General features: G+C 61.9%; 21 protein-coding genes. 9 read left to right on the top strand and 12 right to left on the bottom strand.

Annotated features, from left to right (window positions below; genetic code table 11):
- Positions 1-51: 51 nt before the first annotated feature.
- The 3 genes from AB1E34_RS13035 to AB1E34_RS13025 form a co-directional block, all read right to left on the bottom strand.
- Positions 52-1,260, bottom strand: a complete 1,209-nt coding sequence (locus AB1E34_RS13035) for a multidrug effflux MFS transporter (protein ID WP_372572781.1) — start codon at positions 1,258-1,260, stop codon at positions 52-54.
- A gap of 75 nt (positions 1,261-1,335) precedes the next feature.
- Positions 1,336-1,998 (bottom strand): DsbA family oxidoreductase, encoded by a 663-nt coding sequence (locus AB1E34_RS13030; RefSeq protein ID WP_372572780.1) that lies wholly within the window; start codon positions 1,996-1,998, stop codon positions 1,336-1,338.
- The gene (locus AB1E34_RS13025) at positions 1,995-3,503 is read right to left on the bottom strand and encodes a class I adenylate-forming enzyme family protein (protein ID WP_372572779.1); all 1,509 of its coding nucleotides are present in this window, start codon (positions 3,501-3,503) and stop codon (positions 1,995-1,997) included. The genes AB1E34_RS13030 and AB1E34_RS13025 overlap by 4 nt, the downstream gene beginning before the upstream one ends.
- 64 nt (positions 3,504-3,567) lie before the next feature.
- Between AB1E34_RS13025 and AB1E34_RS13020 the strand changes: the two genes are divergently transcribed.
- Positions 3,568-4,191 (top strand): helix-turn-helix domain-containing protein, encoded by a 624-nt coding sequence (locus AB1E34_RS13020; protein ID WP_372572778.1) that lies wholly within the window; start codon positions 3,568-3,570, stop codon positions 4,189-4,191.
- A 2-nt stretch (positions 4,192-4,193) separates the two neighbouring features.
- Here the strand turns inward: AB1E34_RS13020 and AB1E34_RS13015 are convergent, their stop codons facing one another.
- On the bottom strand, positions 4,194-4,871 hold the full coding sequence (locus AB1E34_RS13015; protein WP_372572777.1) for an aquaporin: 678 nt from the start codon (positions 4,869-4,871) through the stop codon (positions 4,194-4,196).
- Between the two features lie 32 nt (positions 4,872-4,903).
- Positions 4,904-6,721, bottom strand: coding sequence for an extracellular solute-binding protein (locus AB1E34_RS13010; protein ID WP_372572776.1), 1,818 nt, complete (start codon positions 6,719-6,721; stop codon positions 4,904-4,906).
- 399 nt (positions 6,722-7,120) lie between these two features.
- Here AB1E34_RS13010 and AB1E34_RS13005 point away from each other — a divergent pair, with 399 nt between their 5' ends.
- Positions 7,121-7,894: a 3-hydroxybutyrate dehydrogenase gene (locus tag AB1E34_RS13005; RefSeq protein ID WP_372572775.1), complete on the top strand. Its 774-nt coding sequence runs from the start codon at positions 7,121-7,123 to the stop codon at positions 7,892-7,894.
- A gap of 58 nt (positions 7,895-7,952) precedes the next feature.
- Positions 7,953-8,978 (top strand): patatin-like phospholipase family protein, encoded by a 1,026-nt coding sequence (locus tag AB1E34_RS13000; protein WP_372572774.1) that lies wholly within the window; start codon positions 7,953-7,955, stop codon positions 8,976-8,978.
- On the opposite strand, the gene AB1E34_RS12995 is transcribed toward AB1E34_RS13000, so the two are convergent.
- From AB1E34_RS12995 to AB1E34_RS12980, 4 genes are all read right to left on the bottom strand, one after another.
- Positions 8,979-9,659: a DUF502 domain-containing protein gene (locus AB1E34_RS12995; protein WP_372572773.1), complete on the bottom strand. Its 681-nt coding sequence runs from the start codon at positions 9,657-9,659 to the stop codon at positions 8,979-8,981.
- 77 nt (positions 9,660-9,736) lie between these two features.
- A complete protein-coding gene (locus AB1E34_RS12990; protein WP_372572772.1) occupies positions 9,737-10,651 on the bottom strand; it encodes a pseudouridine-5'-phosphate glycosidase in 915 nt (304 codons plus the stop codon).
- Positions 10,648-11,541: a PfkB family carbohydrate kinase gene (locus tag AB1E34_RS12985; RefSeq protein WP_372572771.1), complete on the bottom strand. Its 894-nt coding sequence runs from the start codon at positions 11,539-11,541 to the stop codon at positions 10,648-10,650. Before AB1E34_RS12985 ends, AB1E34_RS12990 begins: the two co-directional genes overlap by 4 nt.
- Before the next feature lie 49 nt (positions 11,542-11,590).
- Complete coding sequence (locus AB1E34_RS12980; protein WP_372572770.1) at positions 11,591-12,388, bottom strand: DUF4198 domain-containing protein; 798 nt, start codon at positions 12,386-12,388, stop codon at positions 11,591-11,593.
- On the opposite strand from AB1E34_RS12980, the gene AB1E34_RS12975 reads away from it, so the two are divergent.
- Positions 12,387-13,529, top strand: a complete 1,143-nt coding sequence (locus AB1E34_RS12975; RefSeq protein ID WP_372572769.1) for a HupE/UreJ family protein — start codon at positions 12,387-12,389, stop codon at positions 13,527-13,529. The genes AB1E34_RS12980 and AB1E34_RS12975 overlap by 2 nt on opposite strands.
- 2 nt (positions 13,530-13,531) lie before the next feature.
- On the opposite strand, the gene AB1E34_RS12970 is transcribed toward AB1E34_RS12975, so the two are convergent.
- A complete protein-coding gene (locus AB1E34_RS12970; protein WP_372572768.1) occupies positions 13,532-14,152 on the bottom strand; it encodes a thiamine phosphate synthase in 621 nt (206 codons plus the stop codon).
- Positions 14,153-14,390: 238 nt separating this feature from the next.
- Between AB1E34_RS12970 and AB1E34_RS12965 the strand changes: the two genes are divergently transcribed.
- The 4 genes from AB1E34_RS12965 to AB1E34_RS12950 all read left to right on the top strand — a co-directional run bounded on the left by AB1E34_RS12965 (position 14,391) and on the right by AB1E34_RS12950 (position 18,631).
- The gene (locus tag AB1E34_RS12965) at positions 14,391-15,146 is read left to right on the top strand and encodes an SDR family oxidoreductase (protein WP_372572767.1); all 756 of its coding nucleotides are present in this window, start codon (positions 14,391-14,393) and stop codon (positions 15,144-15,146) included.
- Positions 15,147-15,207: 61 nt separating this feature from the next.
- Positions 15,208-15,954: an RNA methyltransferase gene (locus AB1E34_RS12960; RefSeq protein ID WP_372572766.1), complete on the top strand. Its 747-nt coding sequence runs from the start codon at positions 15,208-15,210 to the stop codon at positions 15,952-15,954.
- Between the two features lie 60 nt (positions 15,955-16,014).
- On the top strand, positions 16,015-17,160 hold the full coding sequence (gene ctaA / locus AB1E34_RS12955; RefSeq protein ID WP_372572765.1) for a heme A synthase: 1,146 nt from the start codon (positions 16,015-16,017) through the stop codon (positions 17,158-17,160).
- Position 17,161: 1 nt separating this feature from the next.
- Entirely contained in the window at positions 17,162-18,631 is a 1,470-nt protein-coding gene (locus tag AB1E34_RS12950; RefSeq protein WP_372572764.1) for a carboxypeptidase M32, read from the top strand.
- Between the two features lie 42 nt (positions 18,632-18,673).
- On the opposite strand, the gene AB1E34_RS12945 is transcribed toward AB1E34_RS12950, so the two are convergent.
- A complete protein-coding gene (locus tag AB1E34_RS12945; RefSeq protein ID WP_372572910.1) occupies positions 18,674-19,168 on the bottom strand; it encodes a CHAP domain-containing protein in 495 nt (164 codons plus the stop codon).
- Between the two features lie 649 nt (positions 19,169-19,817).
- Here AB1E34_RS12945 and AB1E34_RS12940 point away from each other — a divergent pair.
- Positions 19,818-20,168, top strand: coding sequence for a hypothetical protein (locus tag AB1E34_RS12940; RefSeq protein ID WP_372572763.1), 351 nt, complete (start codon positions 19,818-19,820; stop codon positions 20,166-20,168).
- Positions 20,169-20,180: 12 nt separating this feature from the next.
- Here the strand turns inward: AB1E34_RS12940 and AB1E34_RS12935 are convergent, their stop codons facing one another.
- Positions 20,181-21,068 (bottom strand): AEC family transporter, encoded by an 888-nt coding sequence (locus tag AB1E34_RS12935; RefSeq protein WP_372572762.1) that lies wholly within the window; start codon positions 21,066-21,068, stop codon positions 20,181-20,183.
- Positions 21,069-21,386: the final 318 nt, after the last annotated feature.

Raw genomic sequence — 21,386 nt, 5'->3', positions numbered from 1 at the left:
GGTGGCCCCTCCTGCGGGGCAGGATAGGTCAGGTGCGCGATTCCGCAAAGCTCAGGCTGTGACGCTCTGTTCCACCCGCGCCATTTGCAGCATGAGCAGGAAGGCCAGCACCGACATGATAAAGATACCGCTGGTCAGCGGCAGCAGGGAGTGATCGAAGAACTGCCCGATCGGGGCCGCAATCAGCGCGGCCAATACGGTTGAGATCGCTCCGATCACCGAAGCGGCCATGCCCGCGATATGGCCCATCGGCTCCATCGCGATCGCGTTGAGGTTGCCCAGTGTGACGCCTGCCATGGCAAAGACGGTTGCTTGCCAGGCGACAAATATTGCAAAGCTGGCCAGATCGGGCAGGGGCAGGCTGGTCAGGAATAACACACTGCCCGACAGCACGATCTGCACCCCCAGCGCCCATGTGACCAGACGGCGCATGCCCAGTCGGACCACAACGGCGGCGTTCAGCAGGCTGGCAGAGCCAGAGACCAGTGCCACTGCACCGAACCAGAAGGGAAAGGTCTCTTCCCGACCAAAGATCACGTCATAGACCGGCTGCACCATGGTGAGCATGGTGAAGAGAATGCCCAGACAAAGGGTCTGGACCGCGATCGACAGGCGCACGGTGGGATTGCGGAACATCTCCCGCACCGCACCCCAGAGCAGCGGTGCGCGGAAGGGACGGCGGTTTTCACGCGGCAGCGGTTCATCGAGCCGCAGGCTCATCCAGGTCACCATGATGCAGGCAAACACCACAAAGGCGACAAAGACACCACGCCAGCCCGAAAACGCGATGATACCTGCGCCCATGGCGGGGGCGATGGCGGGGAAAAGCGTGAAGATCATCATCGCAATCGACATGATCCGCGCCATCTGGCGGCCGGAATAGAGGTCGCGCACCACCGCCACCGCCACGATCCGGGGGGCCGCTGCACCGATGCCTTGCAGCACGCGCGCGGCCAGGATGGTTTCGAGTGACGTACTGGCCCAGGCGAGTATTGCGGCGAAAATGTAAAGCGCGACGCCCCCATAAATCACCGGCTTGCGCCCGAACGCATCCGAGAGCGGGCCGGTGAAAAACGTGCCAATCCCCATACCCGCCACAAAAGAGGTCAGGATCAGTTGGGCGCGGTTTTCCTCATCAGGGCTGAGTTCCTGGGCGATCTCGGGCAGGGCGGGCAGCATCGCATCGATGGAAAACGCGATGGTTGCGAACATCACGCCGATTAGCGCGATGAACTCTCCCGTCGATATCCGCTGACTCATCTGGTTGCTCCTTCTCCGCCCGCGCTATCACGCGGATGGGATCAGAGCCATAGACGTAATTGCACAAGACTTGTGCTACTGCGCAGCCCCGGTTTCAAGCTGAGACTTGATATCCTGAATGACTTTTTCCCACAGCTCCGGCGGTTGCGCGCCGGGAACCGCGTGCTGGCTGGCAACGATGAAGGTCGGTACGGAATTCACGCCCATCTTGCGCGAATGGGTGTCGCGCGCGGCGATATCGTCCCGGTCGGCCTCCGATTGCAGCAGTTTCAGAACCACCGAGGCATCCATCCCGATCCCGTCGGCAATATCGCCCAGAACCTCATGGTCGCCGATATCACGCCCCTCGACGAAATAGGCCTCGAAAAGGGCGTCCACGGCCTTGGTCTGCTTGCCTTCGATCCCCGCCCAGTGGATCAGGCGATGGGCATCCATCGTGTTGGGGGTGCGCTGCATGGCGTCGAAATTGATGTTCAGCCCGGCCTGTTCGGCATGCTCGACCACCGGTGCATAAGCCCTGACTGCGCCTTCCTTGCCGCCGAACTTGCCTTCCAGGTAGGCGCGGCGGTCCATGCCCTCGGCCGGCATATCGGGGTTCAGCTGGAATGGATGCCATTCAATCACGAAGGGATGATCCGGCACCGCCGCCAGCGCCTTGTCCAGATGCGTCTTGCCGATATAGCACCAGGGGCAGATCGGGTCGGACATGATATCGAGCTTGACGGTGGTCTGGGTCATGAAGATGGCACCTTGAAAAGCGCGGGCAGCGCGCGGCGGAGAAGCTTGCCATTGCCGCCTATGGGCAGCTCCGGCAGGTGAATATAGGCGCGCGGTTGCTTGTATCGGGCGAGCCGGGTTTCCACATAGGTCTGCAAGGCGCCCTCGTCCAGTGCCTCGGGGCCAGTATAGAAGGCGGCGATGATGAACGTGTCGGGTTTGACCTCAACGGCGGTGGCACCGGATTGGGTAATGCCCGGATGGCGGTTCAGCACCGCTTCGACCTCGACCGGCGAAACCCGGTAACCGCCCGCATTCATCATGTCGTCATTGCGGCCCAGATAGGCGATGCTGCCATCTTCGTGCATGACGCCCTGATCGCCGGTCAGAAACCAGTCGCCCTGAAACCGGGCCTTGGTTTGCTCGGGCGCGTTCAGATAGCCCAGCATCAGGCCGGGGTCAGAGCGATGGATGGCGATTGTGCCTTCCTCGCCGATCTCGACCGGCCCGTTTTTGCCCAGCATCGCGATCCGGCGGCCCTTTTGGGGGTGGCCCAAAACGTCGCCGCTTGCGGGATGGCCCGGACAGGCCGAGATGAAGGTGGAGCATTCGGACATGCCATAGGCCTCATAGAGCTCGGTCCCTGTGGCGATGTTCCAGCGCTCATGCAGGGCGGGTGACAGCTTTTCTCCTGCACAGAGCCCGTGGCGCAGATCGGGCAGGTCGGGCACTTCGTCCTGCTGTAGGACTTTGCGGTAAACGCCCGGCGCGGCAGCAAAAATCGTCGCCTTATGATCGCGCAAGAGCGCAGGTAGCTGTTCTGGCGCGGTTCCGGCGGCAGGGATCAGGGCGGTGCCGCCAATGGCCCAGGGGTCCATCAACCCGGTGCCCAGCGTGTAGGTCCAGTTGAACGCGCCCGCATGGCACAGGCGATCCTCTTGCGTCAGGCCATACCAGCCCTCGACCATCATCTGCCGCGCCCAGATCGCGCGATGGGCATGGGCCACCGCATGAGGTGTCCCGGATGTGCCCGAGGTATAGACCACATACCCCATCCGATCCGGGTCACCCATGTCATAGGCGGCGGGCGGCAGGGTGCGCATGGTCTGTAGATCAGTGAGCGAGATGGTGCGGTTATGCGGCGCGCAGGCGATTTGCGGATCACGCAGCACTGCGGTCGGGGACAGATCGGCGATGATCTTGGCGGTCTCGGCTTCGGTCAGTTGTGACGAGGTCGGCACCGGCACGATCCCGGCGGCAATCGCGCCGAGATAGGCGATGGGGAAATCGACCGTATTGCCCAGCCGCATCAGAACGATCTCTCCGGGTTGGACACCGCGCGCCAGCAGGCCGGTGGCGGTGCCGCGAATGGCGCCCTCCAGTTCACCATAGGTCCAGTCCTGCGCGCCCAGCACCGACAGTGCCACCTTGTCGGGTAGCGCCTGCGCGTGCCGCATCACAAAAGCGGCCAGGTTGAACGGGGTTGGGCAGGGCGGCGGCGGCCCCTGATCGAAGATCGCTAGCATGACGATTGGCTATCTTGCGCGGGCGCGCGTTGCAAGCCGCGTGCGCGGCTCCTATACAGGCGCCATGAAACCGCAAGACCCCACATCACTCATCCGTATTGCCCGCGAAAACGGGACCGAGGAAAGCTCGGAACCGCTGGACCTTGGCGCGCGGGTGCGCGAGCTGCGCAAGGCGCAGGACTGGACGCTGGAACAGGCCGCCAATCAGGCCGGGCTGGCGCGCTCGACGCTCAGCAAGATCGAGAACGGGCAGATGTCGCCCACTTATGATGCGCTCAAGAAACTGGCGGTGGGGCTACGCATCTCGGTGCCGCAGCTGTTCACCCAGCCGGAAAAGGGCCAGGTCAACGGGCGCATGTCGGTGACCAAATCCGGCGAAGGCTCGGAACATGCCACCGCCACCTATGAACATGAGCTGCTGGCCGGTGCCCTGACCAAGAAGCAGATGCTGCCCTATCGTGCGCGGGTGCGCGCCCGCGCGATGGAGGAGTTCGATGGCTGGGTGCGCCATGACGGCGAAGAGTTCCTCTATGTGCTGACCGGGGTGGTGCGGCTTTATACCGAGTTCTACGAGCCGGTTGAAATGCGCCGGGGCGACAGCGCCTATTACGATGCCACGATGGGGCATAACGTGGTATCGGTCAGCGACGAGGATGCGACGATCCTGTGGGTGACCTCGCTGGTCTGACGTCAGGCCTTGCTATCCTCGGAGCCTTCAGCGGCAAAGAGCCAGTTCAGCACCACATGGCCGATGAAGACGGCGATGATCTGCATCAGTATGAACATCGCGATATGACCGGGATAGATGCCCGCGAAGGTGTCGGTAAAGCCGCGCGCGATGGTCACTGCCGGGTTGGCGAAGCTGGTGGACGAGGTGAACCAGTAAGCCCCGGTGATATAGAAGCCGACCAAAGGTGGCACCGCATCGGGCCGGTGCCGCACGCCGCCAAAGATCACGAAAAGTAGGCCGAGCGTGGCGATGATCTCGGAAAACCACTGCGCGCCGCCGCTGCGATGCAGGGTGGTCGAGGCTTGCAGCACCGGCAGATCGAACATCAGATGCGCGGCCCAGACGCCGAGGATCGCACCGATGATCTGCACAACCACGTAAGGCGCGACATCTTTCCATGCATGTTCGCCGCGCAGGGCAAAGGCCAGCGTGACGGCGGGGTTGAAATGCGCGCCCGAGATCGGGCCCAGCGTGGTGATGATCGCAAACAGGATACAGCCGGTGGCGATGGCATTGGCCAGAAGCGCCAAGGCGATATTCCCGTCCGACAGCGTCTGGGCCATGATGCCCGAACCCACGACACCGATCAGCAGGAAGGCGGTGCCGAAGAATTCGGCAAAGAGTTTGCGGGCGGTCACGTCAGGCCTCCGAGAGAATCGATCCGGGTCGCTCAGTTGGCCTCATACCACCAGACATCGGGCATGTATTGCGGCCCGTCGCCATAGATCGGCAGAGCTTGGGGGAATTTCATTTCCTTTACATGGGCGATGCGCCCAACGTCGAAATTCCAGAACGGGATCACATAGCGCCCCGAGATCAGGAGACGGTCCAGCGCGCGGGTCGCGGCGATGAAATCTTCGCGCGAGGTGGCGGTCAACATATGCTCGATCATCGCATCCACCGCCGGAGAGGACACGCCCATCAGGTTGCGCGTGCCCGGCGTATGGGCATTTTCGCTGCCCCAATAGAGCTTTTGTTCGTTGCCCGGCGACAGCGACAAGGCGCGCCGGTAATAGGTCATGTCGAAATCGAGCTCGTTGGTGCGCGACGTAAACTGTGCATCATCCACCTTTTCGGCGGCGATCACGATGCCCAGCCGTTCCAGCGCGCGGGCAAAGATCTCGATCGCGGTTTCGCTTTCCTTGTCTGCCTGGCTGATCAGGATGTTGAACCGCATAGGCGTGCCGTTCTGGTCCTGCAACACGCCATCTTTCACGGTCCACCCGGCCTCTTCCAGCAGCGCGGTCGCGGCCCGGATGTTGCGACGGTTACGCTCGCTGCCGTCGCTTTGCGGCAGGTCGTAACCCTCGAGCGCGCCGGGTAGCAACTCGTCGGCGTGGGGCTCCAGCAACGCGCGCACCGGTCCCTCTGCCGGGCCTGGCTGCAAAGCAAGCTCGGAGCCCGAGAAATAAGAGGTGATGCGTGGTTGCGCGCCGCCGGTGATGGTGTCGTTGATGAATTCGAAATTGAACGCATGCATCAGCGCCTCGCGCACGCGCCAGTCAGCAAAGTGCGGTTTGCGGGTATTCATCACAAAGCCGGTGATGCCCGAGGGTTTCAGATGCGGGATTTCGGTCTTGACCACATCGCCGCGCTGAACGGCGGGGAAGTTGTATTGGTTGGCCCATTTGTCGGCGTTGAACTCGCGCACGGCTGACAGTTGGCCCGCCTTGAACGCCTCGAACAGAACGGTCTGGTCGCCGAAAAACTCAAGCCTCATCTCGTCATAGTTCATCGTGCCGCGTCGGAAAGGGATGTCCGTGCCCCAATAGTCCGGGTTGCGCTTGAAATTGACGAAACGGCCCGCCTCATAGCTGTCGATCACATAAGCACCTGAGCCGATGGGGATATCCTGTAGCTGCGCTGCGGCGAAATCCTTGCCCTCCCACTGCGCTTTCTGCAGGATCGGGCGCATCCCGGTGATCAGCGCCAGTTCGCGATCTTCGACATTGAAGGTTATGCGCACCTTGCGCGGTCCGGTTTCCTCGATACTGGCGATCTTGTCCCAGAGCCCGCGATAGCGCAGGTGTCCCTCGGTGCCGAGCGTCTCATAGGACCAGATCACATCTTCGACCGTGACCGGGCTGCCATCAGAGAATCGGGCCTCCTCCCGCAGGGTGAATTCCACCCATGTGCGATCCGGATCGGTCTCGACCGATTCGGCCAACAGCCCATAAAGCGTGAAAGGTTCATCAAAAGACCGGCCCATCAGGCTTTCATGCGTCCAGAAGCGCAATTGCCACGGAACGGTGCCTTTTTGCACAAACGGGTTGAGACTATCGAAACCACCGGTATTGCCAAAGACAACGCGCCCGCCCTTGGGGGCGTCGGGGTTGGCATAGGGGAGCGACACAAAATCCGGTGGCAGCTCGGGGGCACCATACATAGCTATGCCATGTGCCGATTCTGCATCCACAAGTTGTGCCGCAAAAATCAGGCCGATTCCGGCACTTAGCGCACGTATCCGCGGGGCGATATCCTGTAGCATTTTAGCAACAATCCTGCTCTGGCCTTATTTTGTTATGCTTTAAGCGTAGCGATGGATTCACGTCTTTTCAAACTTTTAGCTTGGATGCCGCAGCGGAATTGCTTATAAAGGTGTCACTGCTCGATAGGTTTCTTGCCTGTATGAAACCTGCCTCAATAACTTAACGCCCGCTTCGTGCGGGCGTTTTTTTTCGCCGTGTTGGCATCCGGGCGGAGTTGGCTCGTAGATCCATATAGCCCGGATTTGTCGTTTGATTTTGCGGCATATTGTCAGGCTACGCGGGAACCCGCCTGTCTTCTTGAGGCTGGGTCACCATGCGCCGTAACTTCCCCGTTTTCTTTGCAACTGCAGCATGGCAGGCTGCGCCGCAATCAGATCGGATGAAGAAGAGGATGAGCCATGACCTTATCGGGAAAGACCGCCGTGATTACCGGATCAAATTCCGGCATCGGATTGGGGATTGCTTGGGAACTGGCGCGCGCGGGCGCGGATGTGGTTTTGAACTCCTTCACCGACCGGGATGAGGATCATGCGCTGGCCCGCCAAATCGCCGGGGAGACCGGCACGCAGGCGCGTTACATCAAAGCTGACATGTCGAAAGGGGACGAGTGCCGGGACCTGATCGCGCAGGCGGGGTCCTGCGATATTCTGGTGAACAATGCAGGCATTCAGCATGTCGCCCCGATCGATGAGTTTCCGGTCGAGAAATGGGAGGCGATCATCGCCATCAACATGAGCTCGGCCTTTCATACGACGGCTGCCGCGCTGCCGATGATGCGCGAGGCTGGTTGGGGCAGGGTGGTCAATATCGCCTCGGCCCATGGGCTGACCGCGTCGCCCTTCAAAACGGCCTATATCGCGGCCAAGCACGGCGTCGTGGGCATGACCAAGAGCGTCGCGCTGGAAACCGCGCAGGAGCCGATCACGGCAAATGCCATCTGCCCCGGCTATGTGCTGACCCCGTTGGTCGAGGCGCAAATCCCCGACACGATGGAGAAATACAATATGGGCCGGGACGAGGTTGTGAAAAAAGTGATGCTGGAGCGTCAGCCCTCGAAAGAATTTGCCACCGTGGAACAACTGGGCGGCACGACTGTGTTCCTGTGCTCGGACGCCGCTGCGCAGATCACCGGGACCACGATTTCGGTGGATGGTGGCTGGACCGCGCTGTGATCGATGTTGAGGCGCCGGGCTTCTGCGATATTTCTGGCCAGATGAAGGAGCGGATCAGGTGAAACGGATCAATCTTGCGCTGCAAGGTGGTGGGGCGCATGGGGCGTTTACCTGGGGCGTGCTGGACCGCATTCTGGACGAGCCGGACGTGGAGGTGGCGGCGATCACCGGCACCTCGGCTGGCGCGCTGAATGGCGCGGCGTTCAAGTCCGGTATGGTGGCGGATGGGCGCGATGGCGCGCGGCGCAATCTGGATGCGCTCTGGGGCCGGATGGGGGCGGTGGATGACCTGCGGCTCACCGGCTGGATGTCGGCGCTTGATCCCGGCCATCTGGCGCGCACGATCGAGTATTCTCTGCCGTTTTCGGTCGCGGATACCTGGTCGCGCATGGTGTCACCTTATGCCTATGGGCCGTTTTATTCCAATCCGTTACGGCCGGTGGTGGACGGGTTCGATTACAAAACCGTCTGCGCGGAGGATGGGCCCGATCTGTTCATCTGCGCGACCTGTGTGCGCTCGGGCAAGATCCGGGTGTTCAAGGGCGGCGAGATCAGCACCGATGCGATCCTCGCCTCGGCCTGTCTGCCCAGCATGTTTCAGGCGGTGGAAATTCACGATCCGAAAACCGGTCGTGACGAGGCCTATTGGGATGGTGGCTATACCGGTAATCCGGCGCTGTTTCCGCTGTTCCATGAGGACCTGCCCAGCGATGTGGTGATCGTCAATATCAACCCGCTGGAGCGGGATGAACTGCCGGTGACACCGCAGCAGATCCAGAACCGGATCAATGAGATCAGCTTCAACTCATCGCTGTTTCGCGAGTTGCGGGCGATCAATTTCGTGCAGCGGCTGCTGGCTGAAGGGACCTTGAAAGCGGGTCGGATGAAGCGGGTGCTGGTGCATATGATCGCCGATGACGATCTGATGAACGAGCTGTCGGTGGCGACAAAACTGGTGCCGACGCCGCCGATCCTGCACCGGTTGAAAAGTGCCGGGCAGGAGGCCGCGGACCGCTTTCTGAGCCAGCACAAATCCGATCTGGGCGCGCAAAGCACCGTTGATCTGGCCGAGATGTTCGGCTGATCACTCTTCGGGCGGCTGGGTCGGGTCCTTGCCGTTGGGATAGACAAGCCCGGCCGAGATCACCAGCTTGGCGGCCTCTTCGACGCTCATGTCCAGAATGATCACGTCTTCGGCGGGAAAATAAAGCAGGAAGCCAGAGGTCGGGTTCGGGGTTGTCGGCACGAAGACGCCCAACAACTGGCCGCCCGTTTCGGCGCGCTTCGCCACTTCACCCTTGGCCGGGATCGAGACAAAGCCGATGGCCCAGATCCCCCGGCGCGGATACTGGATCAGGCAGGCTTTTTCGAAGCTGCGTTCGCTCTGTGCAAACACGGTCTCCGAGATTTGCTTGATGCCGGAATAGACCGACCGCACCACCGGCATCCGGTCGACCATGCTTTCGGCGATCTGGATGAGCGAGCGGCCGATAAGGCCCTTGGCGATCCAGCCCACGAACACCGTGAAGATCAGGAAGATGATGACACCGACGCCGCGCAGGTTGATGCCGATATATTGCTCGGGGCGGATCGTGTGTGGCACCAGCGGCAGAACCACACCGTCGATCCAGCCGACCACGCTCCAGATCAGCCAGATTGTCAGCCCGACCGGTGCGATGACGACAATGCCGGTCAGAAAGGACGCGCGCAGCCCGGCCAGCAGACCGGGGCGTCGGTGGGGTTCCTCGTCAAATGGCGTATTCATGTTTATCCCGTCCAGCCCGCTGGTTAGTTAAGTCTTTCTCATCTCGGTAACAATGGGGCGGGGTGGTTTCCGTAGGCTCAGCCGGTGATTTCGGTCAGCGATTGGGCAATTTTTGCGGCCAGACGGGCGTTGTTACGGACCAGCGCGATATTGGCGGTCAGAGACCGGCCTTCGGTGCGCTCATAGATTCGTTGCAACAGGTAGGGTGTCACCGCCTTGCCGGTGATGCCATGCGCATCGGCGTCGGCCTGGCTTTGGGCAATGATCGGTGCCAGTTCCTCTGCCGGGATCTGATCCTCAACGGGGATCGGGTTGGCGACCAGCTGCCCGCCGGGCAGGCCGAGGGCGGCGCGTGTGGCGTGTGCGCGCGCGATGCTGGCGGCATCATCCATCCGCAACGGTGCCTTCAGCGGAGACTGCGCCGACCAGAAGGCGGGAAAGGCATCCTGACCGTGGGCGATGACCGGAACGCCGAAGGTTTCGAGCACCTCCAGCGTCTTGGCCAGATCAAGGATCGCCTTGGCCCCCGCAGCCACAACGGTGACCGGGGTTTGTGCCAGCTCGTTCAGGTCGGCAGAGATGTCGAAACTGGTTTCAGCGCCTTTATGCACGCCGCCGATGCCGCCGGTGGCAAACACCTCGATCCCGGCGCGATGGGCGGCGATCATGGTGGCGGCAACCGTTGTGGCCCCGGTTCCGCCGGTGGCGATACAGGCGGCCATATCAGCGCGTGACAGCTTCGCGACACCTTGCGACCGGCCAAGCGCCTGCAATTCCTGCGACTCGAGCCCCACATGCAATTGCCCTTCAAGCACCGCGATGGTGGCGGGCACGGCCCCCGCGTCGCGGATATCCTGTTCGACCTGCGCGGCCACCTCGATATTCTGCGGGTAGGGCATGCCATGGGTGATGATGGTGCTTTCCAGCGCCACGACGGGTTTGCCTGAGGCGCGCGCGGCGGCCACCTCGGAGGAATGTCGAATGTCGATCACAGCGGGGTCTCTCCTGAAACATACGTCGCGGCGGCCAGCAGCGCGCGGTTGAGCGCGGTTGCGCGGTTTGAACCGGACGCCTCGGCGGCGATATGGGCGGCCATAAAGGTGTCACCCGCGCCGGTCACGCGGGTGACCAGCACTTCGGGCGGGGTCTGGGTGATTGCGCCGCTGGCATCAGCCTCGGTCGCGGATTTGCCACCATCGGTCACCAGCACCCGCAGTGCGCCACGGCTCAGCAGGCCCTGTGCGGCGGTGGCGGAATCGGCGAATTCGGTCTGGCACAGCAGCCCGGCCTCTTCGAGGTTGACATAAAGCGTGGCGCGGGCGTTCTGCAGGAAGGGCAGCAGGCGCTCGGCCTTGCCGGGCGAGGCCGGGGCCACGCGCAGATCGGCGCGCGCAAAGGCCGGGTTTTTCGCGATCTCTTCGAGCAAGGAAAGCGTCAGGTTGCCATCAAGGGCGACCAACCCGTCATAAGGGGCATCGCGCGAGCCCAACGCGCCGTTTTCCATCGGGCGCAGGATTTTCGCGCCTGCCGCTTCCAGCGAATGGGCGTCGGCAATGGCTGCGATCAGACCGTTGGCCCCCTCAACCGCCATGTAGCGATCCGTGGGCAGATCCTCGGAGCGGTAGACATGGCTGGTTTCCATGCCCATGCGCGCGCAGGCGGCGATTAACTCATCGCCTTCGCCATCGCGCCCGATCGTGGTCAGCAGCGCCGGGGTCATGCCGAAGCGGACCAGCGTCATCGCGATGTTCATCGCCACACCGCCGGGCAGGCGGGTAATGCGCCCCGGCACGTCCGAGCCCTGCCGCATGTGACTGGCCGAACGCCCGATCACATCCCACAGAACGGAGCCGATACAAAGAATATCTGTCTGCTGTGTCATACCCGTTCTCTTGCCCAGAAATCACCTGCTGCGCAAGGGTTGGTGCCACTCAGGGCACCGCGAATGTCAACGACGCCCACAGGCTTTTCCAGACCGCCTCTTCGGGGCCGCTGTAAGGGCGCATCCGGACGGAATCGAGCAGGTAGTCATGACCGGATGTCACCGGGATCACGGCGCGTCCCTGCGCATCGGTGCTGGTCAGAGTGATGGTGACGGTGCCATCGGGCGCGCGGTCAAAAATCTCGACCTGTGCGTCCGGCTGCGGCTGGCCCTGATAGATGAGCTGCACGGCCACCCCGTTGGTGAGCGGGTCCGTATAAGGATTTGTCAGGGCAACAAATTCAGTTTCCATGCCGCTTGCTGCGTCTGTGCCTGCGCCAGACCCGACCGCAACCAGCGATTTGGCAAAGCGAGTATAGATTTCTGTGAACCCGCCCAGCGGCAGGCCCCGTGCCAGATGCCGGTTGCGAATATCGGGGAAACCCTTGTGATCGGCGAAGGCCTGAAACTTGGACCATTCCTTGTAATCCACCGTGCTGGGCGCGGTCTGATGCAGGAGGACCAGCAACCCGCCCCGGTCCGGCTGCATGGCCAGCGCCGGTATATCGCCAAGACGTCCCTCATAGGATTGCACCGCACCCCCTGAATTCAATTCGAACCGGGCGATGCGATTTGGAAAATAGGCCTGTGGCGTACCCTTCAATTTCTGACCCACGCGCAGCTGCGCGGTCAGCTCTGTGCCGGTTTCGACTTGAAACTCGGACGGTTCGATCCAAAACTCATGTGCAAGACCCGGTTGGGCAAAGACACAAGCCAAAACAAGGGCGAGCAGGGGGCGGCGGATCATGGCAGGGACCTTTCACGCGATGCATCTCAAGCTGCGCCTGCTGGCCCTGCTGTCAAGCCTCTGGTGTCTGTGCCTGCCTGCCTCCGCCCATGAGGTGACGCCCAGCATCGCTGATTTCTCGGTCGCGGATGGTCAATTGACGATGGAATTCCGCCTGAATGTCGAGGCGTTTCTGGCCGGGATCGATCTGGACGGGATGAGCGACACCGACGAATCGGAGCTCTCCAGCAGCTACGACAGCTATCGCGCCATGGGCTCGGCCGAGCTGGAGCCGTTGGTGCGGGATTTTGCGGTCAGGTGGATCGAATCGCTTGGCGTCACCGTGGGCGGGCCGGTGGATCTGTCGTTCGAAGGCGCGCGCATTCCGGTGATCGGGGATACCGATCTGCCGCGCGCCACCCACATTCTCTTTGCCGGGCCGGTGCCCGAAAGCGCGCGTGATTTTCAGATGACATGGCCTGCTGGCGCCGGGGATCTGGTGCTGCGCCAGCAGGGGGTCGAGGCGCCCTATACCGGCTATCTGAAAGGCGGCGAGACCAGCCCCGCCATCGCGCTTGCAGGCGGTGCGGCGCTGGGGCCATGGGCGACGTTTCAATCTTATATCCCGATCGGGTTCGAACATATCCTGCCCTATGGGATCGACCATATCCTGTTTGTGCTGGGGCTGTTCTTTCTCAGCCCGCGCCTGCGCCCGCTGGTCTGGCAGATCAGCGCCTTCACGCTGGCCCATACGCTGACACTGGCGCTGGGGACGCTGGGGGTGGTGCGAATGAACCCCGAAATCGTCGAGCCTCTGATCGCGCTGTCGATTGTTTTTGTGGCGCTGGAAAACGTCTTTATCCGGCGACTTTATCCATGGCGGGTGGTGGTGGTGTTTGGCTTTGGCCTGCTGCACGGGTTGGGCTTTGCCACGGTGCTAGGCGAATACGGGCTGCCGACCGCGCAGTTCATACCCGCGCTGGTCGGGTTCAATATCGGGGTCGAGATCGGGCAGTTGACGGTAATTGCCATCGCCTTCCTGACGGTCGGACTCTGGTTTCGCGACCGCAGCTGGTATCGCGGGCGGATTGCGATCCCGGCTTCACTGGTGATCGCCGGGATCGGGATGTATTGGTGCGTGGAGCGGGTCTATCTGACGTGAAATCAGACCATTACAGCCAGTAGCTCATTCAGCCTCGCAAGCGGGTCCGGCGCTGTCCATATCTCATCGCCTATGCCGAAGAAATCCGTCTGCGGGGCCAGTTGGCGGATCAGCTCGTCGCTCAGACCACCTTCGGCCACCACCGGCACCTCGATCATTTCCGACCACCACTGGAACAGGTCGGCCTCGGCAAAGGCGCCATCGCCCAATGCCGTGGCACCAACCGGGCCGAAGCTGACATAATCCGCGCCGGCCTCGCCTGCGGTCATGCCGTCATGGCGCGAGATGCCGCAGAAACTGCCGACGATCGCGTCCGGTCCCAGTTCCTTGCGCGCGGCCCGGATCGAGCGCGCGGCATCGCTCAGATGCACGCCATCCAGCCCCAAACGCTGCGCCATCAGCACGTGATCCGAGATCACCAGCGCGATGTCGCGGGCGTGGGCCACCTCGCGCAAAGCATCTGCCACGCGGGCCACATGATCTTCGTCGCGGCTGGAGAGCGCCATCCGGATACAGGCGATCTCGGTCCCGTCGAGCACCTTCGCCATCTGATCGGGGAACTGTTCAAGATCGATCTCGGGCGGGGTGATCAGATAGATCTGCGGCTGCTCGGGGCTGTCCATGATGGCGGTCCTTCACGTCTTTGTTCCGGGCCGTTTACTGGATTGCGGCGGGGATGGGAATATCAAAGGCACGGCCGTTTGCGCGGGCAAGGGGCACTGCCGCAGACAAGCCGAGTCTCGCCCGATCCGATTCTTGCGGTTTCGCGTCGTGATGAGGCCGAGAGCGCAGGAAACGGATCGCGGCAATGGGGCGGTGATGGGTACTGGCTGATCATTCACATCAGCGAGGACATGGATCATGGAACTTGAGGCAAAAACACTCATCATCACCGGTGCCAGCAGCGGGATCGGCGCCGCGGCAGCCCGATTGTTTGCAGCTGAGGGCGCGACTCTGGTGCTTGGCGCGCGGCGCGGGGCCGAGTTGCAGCAGGTCGCAGACGAGATCACCGAAAGCGGCGGCAAGGCGGTTTGTCTGGCAGGCGACGTTGCCGACGAGGCTTATGCCAAGGCGCTGGTTGCGCTGGCGCAATCGGAGTTCGGCGGGCTTGACGGGGCGTTCAACAATGCCGGGATGATGGGCGACATGGCTCCGGTGCCTGAGATGGCGCTCGCCAACTGGCGGGCGGTGATCGATACCAACCTGACCAGCGCGCTTCTGGCGGCGCAGGCGCAGATTCCCGCGCTGCGCGAAGCGGGCGGCGGCAGCCTCGTGTTCACCGGTTCTTTTGTTGGCATCAGCAATGGCGGGTTGCCGGGAATGGGCGCTTATGCGGCGTCCAAGGCCGGGTTGGCCGGTCTGGTTCGCTCGCTTGCCGCCGATCACGCCGCCGAGGGTATCCGTGTCAGCGCGCTTCTGCCCGGCGGAACCAAGACCGCCATGGCCGGAGACGACCCCGAGGCCCATGCTTTCATATCCGGATTGCACCCAGTCAAACGCATGGCCGCACCAAGGGAGATCGCGCAGGCCGCTATGTTCCTGCTGTCTGACCGGGCAAGCTTTGTCACCGGAGGGGCCATGGCGGTGGATGGCGGCATGGCGGTGCGACTTCTCTAACGCCCACTTGCCCTGACCGGGCTGGGGCAGTAGAGCAGGCGCGCCTGATCAGGAGACCACAATGCCTAGCGACAGACCCCAGCCCGCCTTTGTGCTCGTGCGCCCGCAGATGGGCGAGAATATCGGTGCGGCGGCGCGGGCGATGTGGAATTTCGGGCTCGACCGGATGCGGATCGTCGCGCCCCGCGATGGCTGGCCCAACCCCAGGGCGGTGGCCATGTCATCGGGCGCGGGGCGGCTGCTGGATGAGGCGCAGCTGTTTGACGATCTGCCCGGCGCTTTGTCGGATTGCACCTTTGTTTTTGCCACCACGGCGCGCCAGCGCGGTCTGACCAAACCGGTGCTGAGCCCGGAAGCGGCGATGCAGATGGCTGCTGAAAAGATCGCGGCGGGGGAAAAGGTTGCGGTGCTGTTCGGGCCGGAACGCGCCGGATTGGAAAATGACGATATCGCCAAGGCCAACGCCATCATCTCGGTGCCGGTGAACCCGGAATATGCCTCGCTCAATCTCGGCCAATGCGTGTTGCTGATGGCCTATGAATGGATGCGCCGGACCGGCGATGTGGTGCATGAGAGCACCGATCTGGGCAAGGGCGACTGGGCGACCGGGCAGGAGGTCGAGAAGCTGGTCGAGCATTACGAGGAACGGCTGGAGGAGGCGGGGTTCTTCTACCCGCCTGCCAAGGCCGCGAATATGAAGCTGAACCTGCGCAATCTCTGGTCGCGGATGCGAATGACGCGAGCGGATGTGCAGATGCTACACGGGATCATGCGGCAGATGGTGCGCTGGAAGGAACGCGGCGACTGACGCTGGACCTTCCCAGCCAAGCGCCCTAGCTTGCGGCCAGACACGGAATATGAGGATCGGATGAGCGGAAAGCGCAGCATCTTCGAAGAGGTCTCGGACGACAGCAAACAGGAGGCCGTGCAGCCGGGCATGATCGACCGCGGGCGCGGCGGCGCGCGGGGCGGCATTCGCGCCTGGCTGATGGTGCTGTTTGCGCTCGTCGTGGCGATGATCGTGGTGGGCGGGCTGACAAGGCTGACCGATAGCGGGCTGTCGATCACCGAATGGCGGCCCGTGACCGGAGCGATCCCACCCATGTCCGAGGTCGAATGGCAGGCCGAGTTCGACAAATACAAGCAGATCGACCAGTGGCGCATCCAGAACCAGTGGATGGAATTGCCTGATTTCAAAGAGATCTACTGGTGGGAATGGGGCCACAGGCAGTTGGGCCGCGTGGTTGGCCTGGTCTGGGCCGTTGGGTTCCTGGGTTTTCTGGTCTTGCGGAAAATCCCGACCGGCTGGACGGGCCGTCTGATCATTCCCGGTGCTTTGGGCGCGGTGCAGGGCGGTGTCGGCTGGTGGATGGTCGCTTCAGGCGTGACACAGGGCGAAGGGATGATTGCCGTTGCCAGTTACCGTCTGGCGGTGCATCTGGGGCTCGCTTTTGTCATTCTGGGCGTGCTGGGCTGGTATATCTTCCTGTTGGGGCGTGAAGAGCGTGAACTGATGCAGGCGAGGCGGGCCAAAGAAGCCAAGCTCTTTTCCCTTTCCACCGGGTTGATGCATTTCGCGTTCCTGCAAATCCTGCTCGGCGCGCTGGTGGCGGGGATTGATGCCGGGCGGTCCTATACCGACTGGCCGCTGATGGGCGGGCAGGTGCTGCCACCTGACGCCACGGTGCTGGAGCCGATCTGGCGGAACTTTTTCGAAAGCCCCGGTTTGGTGCAGTGGATCCACCGGGTGGCGGGCTATCTGCTGCTGATCTTTGGCATCATTGTCTGGCGGCGCGGTCGCAGCAGTGCCCATCCGCAGACACGCTTTGCCTTCAATGCGGTGCTGGCCGGGCTGTCGCTACAGGTGGTGCTGGGGATCATAACGGTGATCTATGCCGCGCCCTGGCAGATCGCCATCCTGCATCAGTTGATGGCCGTTCTGGTCTGGGTGCTGATCCTGCGGGCGCGGTTCCTGTGCGCTTATCCCATTTCCACCTCTGTCCGGGGAATTTGACATGAGTGCCTATGACGAGTTGATGGCCTATCAGCGCGAGACAACCGCGCTTGGCATGATTGCGGGCCGCCTCGGCTGGGATCAGGAAACCGTCATGCCACGCGGCGCAGCCAGTCAGCGCGGCGAGGAGATGGCCGCGATCGAGGCGGTGCTGCACGCTCGCCGCTCGGACCCGCGCGTGGGCGCGTGGCTGGCGCGCGCTGAGGCTCCGGATGAGGCGGGTGCGGCACAATTGCGCGAAATCCGTCGCGCTTATGAGCGCACGGTCAAAGTGCCCGCCGATCTGGCCAAGCGCATCGCGCAGGTGACCTCCGAGGCGCAGGGCACATGGGCACAGGCACGCGCCGATGAGGATGTGGCGGCGTTCTTGCCGGTGCTGGAGGAGGTGGTCGCACTCAAACGCGAAGAGGGCGCGGCGCTGGCTTCGGGCGGGGATGTCTATGATGCGATGATCGAGGATTATGAGCCGCATACGACCGCAGCCCAGATCGGCGCGATCTTTGACGCAATGCGCCCCCGGCTGGTTGATCTGCGCGCCCGGCTTCTGGCGCAGCCCATGCCCGCGGGGCTGGAGGGCGAATTTGACGAGCCCAAACAGATGGAACTGACCCATCTTCTGGCCCGGACATTCGGATATGACCTGACACGGGGCCGATTGGACAAGGCGGTACATCCTTTCAGTTCCGGCTCTGGTAACGATGTGCGGATCACCACGCGCACCAGCCTGACCGACCCGTTCAACTGCTTCTATTCCACTATTCACGAGGTCGGTCACGCCACTTATGAGCAGAATATCGACCCGGCCTATCTGCTGACGCCGCTGGGGCAGGGCGCGTCGATGGGCGTGCATGAAAGCCAGAGCCGGATCTATGAGAACCAGCTTGGCCGCTCCCGCGCCTTCGCCGGCTGGCTTTATGGGCAGATGCGCGACAGGTTCGGCGAATTCGGGATCGCGGATGCCGATGCCTTCTACGGTGCCGTCAACCGCGTCCATAACGGCTATATCCGCACCGAGGCGGATGAGGTGCAGTACAACCTTCACATCATGCTGCGCTTTGATCTGGAACGGGCCCTGATGCAGGGCGACCTGCAGGTCCGCGACCTCGAACCCGCCTGGAACGACCGGTTCGAGGCTGATTTCGGTTACGCGGTCGACATTCCCTCGAACGGCTGTCTGCAGGATGTGCACTGGTCTGTAGGCCTGTTCGGATACTTCCCGACCTACAGCCTGGGCAATGTCTATGCCGGTTGCCTCTATGACGCGCTGCGCCAGGCGGTTCCCGATCTGGACACGCAACTGGCTGGCGGAGACACCTCCGGCGCGACAGGCTGGCTGCGCGACAATCTGCAACGTTTCGGCGGCCTCTACGCGCCGCGCGAGGTGATCAGGCGCGCCAGTGGAACTGAACCGTCACCGGAGCCGCTGCTGGATTACCTTGAGGCAAAGTTCGTCGCGCTTTACGGCCTTTGAGCTTTGGGGGCGTTCTAGGCCAAAGCTCTGCTGTGCAGTGGGCTACTCGTCAACACTCGGATAGATGAATCCGTTCACCGGGTAGGAACTGCCATACCGGCCAGGCTGGCTTTCGACCCGAACCAGCGTCCAGTCATTGTTTTTGGACACGTCCCTGACGCCCATTTTCAACGATACCCGGTTGCGGTGCCAGTTGGCGTGGTTCACGATGACTTCGCGGTCGGTGACAATATCGGACACGACTGCCACATGGCCTAGCGGCATCCCGCCCGTCGCCCGAAACGACATCACCGCTCCTACAACCGGTTCAGCGCCCCTCTCATAAGTATTACGCGCCTTACCCCACCAGTCCTTGGCGTTGCCGCGAATTTCGATGCCGCTGAGGTCTCTTGCGTAAGGCACGCACCACACCCTTTGCCCGCGCGCGCGTTTGTGCGAGACCTCCAGCAGCGCCATTGACTGACGTTCCGGGTTGATATCCGCTTCAGTTGGGCTTTGGGCGCAGGCAGCGACAAGCCCGAAAAGCCCCAACGCAATAGCAGTCCGGGCGGTGCCGCGCAGGCGCGGCCAAATCGTATTCGTTTTACGGGCTTTGTTTTGCAAGAAGCTTCAGTGCCGGTTCGAGGGGTTACAGCGTTTTACGGTGGTCCCACGGGAATTGAAAAGAGGCTTGGCAATTCGCCGGCAAGATTTTGCCAATCCCCCGCGCCGCATCTAGGCAAATGTCCGGGACGATAGACGCCGATGGTCCCTCAAGGACGAACGCTGCGCTTCTGCAATAGGTTCAGAACACACGCCCGACGCTAGTGATTTGGCTTGCATGCGGGTTCGAGGTATCCAAGGCGGTTCAGAGAGTAACCCGCTTCCGGTTTCGAAAACTTTGAAAGTTCCCGGTGCGATTTCAATCACTGAAATCGAGCGCCCGCCGGGGAGAGTCGGTCACAGATTCGTCGCGTCGGCACAAACAATCGGCCCCGGTCTGGCCAACCGCCGTCCGCCGCGGCGTGCAAAAAACACTCATTGTGATATCTTTCACAGAAACAATAGTAGCGCCCTGTTAGTATTGTTTGGTAAGGGCCTTTGTGGCGGCATAAAGTTTCAAAGAAACGGACATTTTTTGAAGCATTGTTGCGCGATCTATGCCACACTTGTCTTGTAGTAATGAGTAAAATTGTGCGGTGTTGTTATGTTGCATTCAAATCCAGTACCCAATCCCTCCGGCCCGCAGCCTGCGGTCTGGGATTGTGAAACAGCTATACTTCTTCGATCCATCCTCCTGCCGATCTTCAACCGCGTCTCGTCCTGGACGGCGCTGATTGATGAGATGCAGGCAAAAGAATACAGCCTTGCCTTCCGGGGCGGCACGTTTTCGATCATTGATGATCGCAACGGGCAGCGCCTGTGCGGCTTGCGCTTTCTTGGGCTGAGCATGCAGGAGTTGGTCGCGCGGATGGGGCGGCCGAAAGTGGTCGTTCGCTCGGGGCGTCATGCCAATGGCGAATTGCTGCGCGATCCCTCGGAACTGTCCCGGAACTGACGTTGGCCGGGCTCAGATCCAATAGGTCAGCGCAAGGGGCAGCACCAGGATGGTCGCCAGCGTCGACACCAGGATGAACCCTGCCACCTCGGGTGCGTATTCCGGCACATGCTGGTCGATGAAGAGATAGGTCGCGACCGAGGAGGGCATCAGGCAGCACAGCATGAAGGCCCCGCGTTCGACCCCGGTGAACCCAAAGACCGGCACCAGAACGCTGGCGATGACCACCGCCATGATCAGATGCAGCAGGGTCAGAAGCCCGGATCGCCAGAGCGCGCCGACCTTGAGCGTCGCCAAGGTATGGCCCAGCGTCAGCAGCATCAGCGGAATCGACAACCCACCCAGAATGTCGAAGGATTTCTCGATCGGGGCGGGCAGAGACTGGCCGGTCGCCATCAGTCCCAGTGATATGATCACCGCATAGATGATCGGCGAGGTCAGCAGGCTTTTTAGCGAGAACGTCCCTGCGGGAATCCACATGCCGATGGTGAAAACGCTGACCAGCACGACAACGACAAACGCCATCGTATAGGCCATACCGGCGTCTCCAAAGGCCAGCAGCGTGATCGGCAGGCCGATATTGCCCACATTGGAATGCATCAGCGGTGTCAGAAACGCGCGCACCGGCAGGCGCATGGCCTTGAGCACGACAAAGCCCAGAACACCAAACCCCGCGACAACAAGTGATGCCGCCGCAAGCATGTCGAGAAAGGAGCTCACCGCGATCTTGGTGGTCGACAGATGTGAAAGGATCAGGGTCGGATAACCAACCTTGCTCACGATCCCGCCAATGACCTTGTTGTCGAACGGCGCCTTGATGATTGCCAGCCACCAGCCGATCCCGGCGCAGATCATCACCGGCAGCACCACGTTCAGGACATGCAGAAAGAGCTGCTCCAAAATTTCCGACCTTTCCTGCCAGCGCTGCCCCCATGCCCGAAAGCAAAAAAGGTTACCGGCAGCCTGAGCCAATTCCGCGATGGCGGCAAGAGCCTTGGGGGGCTTGCAAAAACCACGGCCGACGCCGCGAAACGCGCCGTGCATTGATCCAGAACAATGACGCGGGGCAACGGCGCCTCTAAAGTTCCGAGCCTTTAACCTGATCCATATCCAGCCTCACAGAAGTAATTCCAACATTCCCGCGATGTGAACAGATTGCAGATTTCGGCGAGTGCATCGAACATCTGGTCGAATGTCCTAGCCGCGATCCTTCGCAAA

The organism is Ruegeria jejuensis (assembly GCF_041537905.1).
Classification (GTDB): Bacteria; Pseudomonadota; Alphaproteobacteria; order Rhodobacterales; family Rhodobacteraceae; genus Ruegeria_C.
The sequence above is the reverse complement of the archived record's forward strand: the minus strand, read 5'-3'. Positions and strand labels throughout refer to the sequence as shown.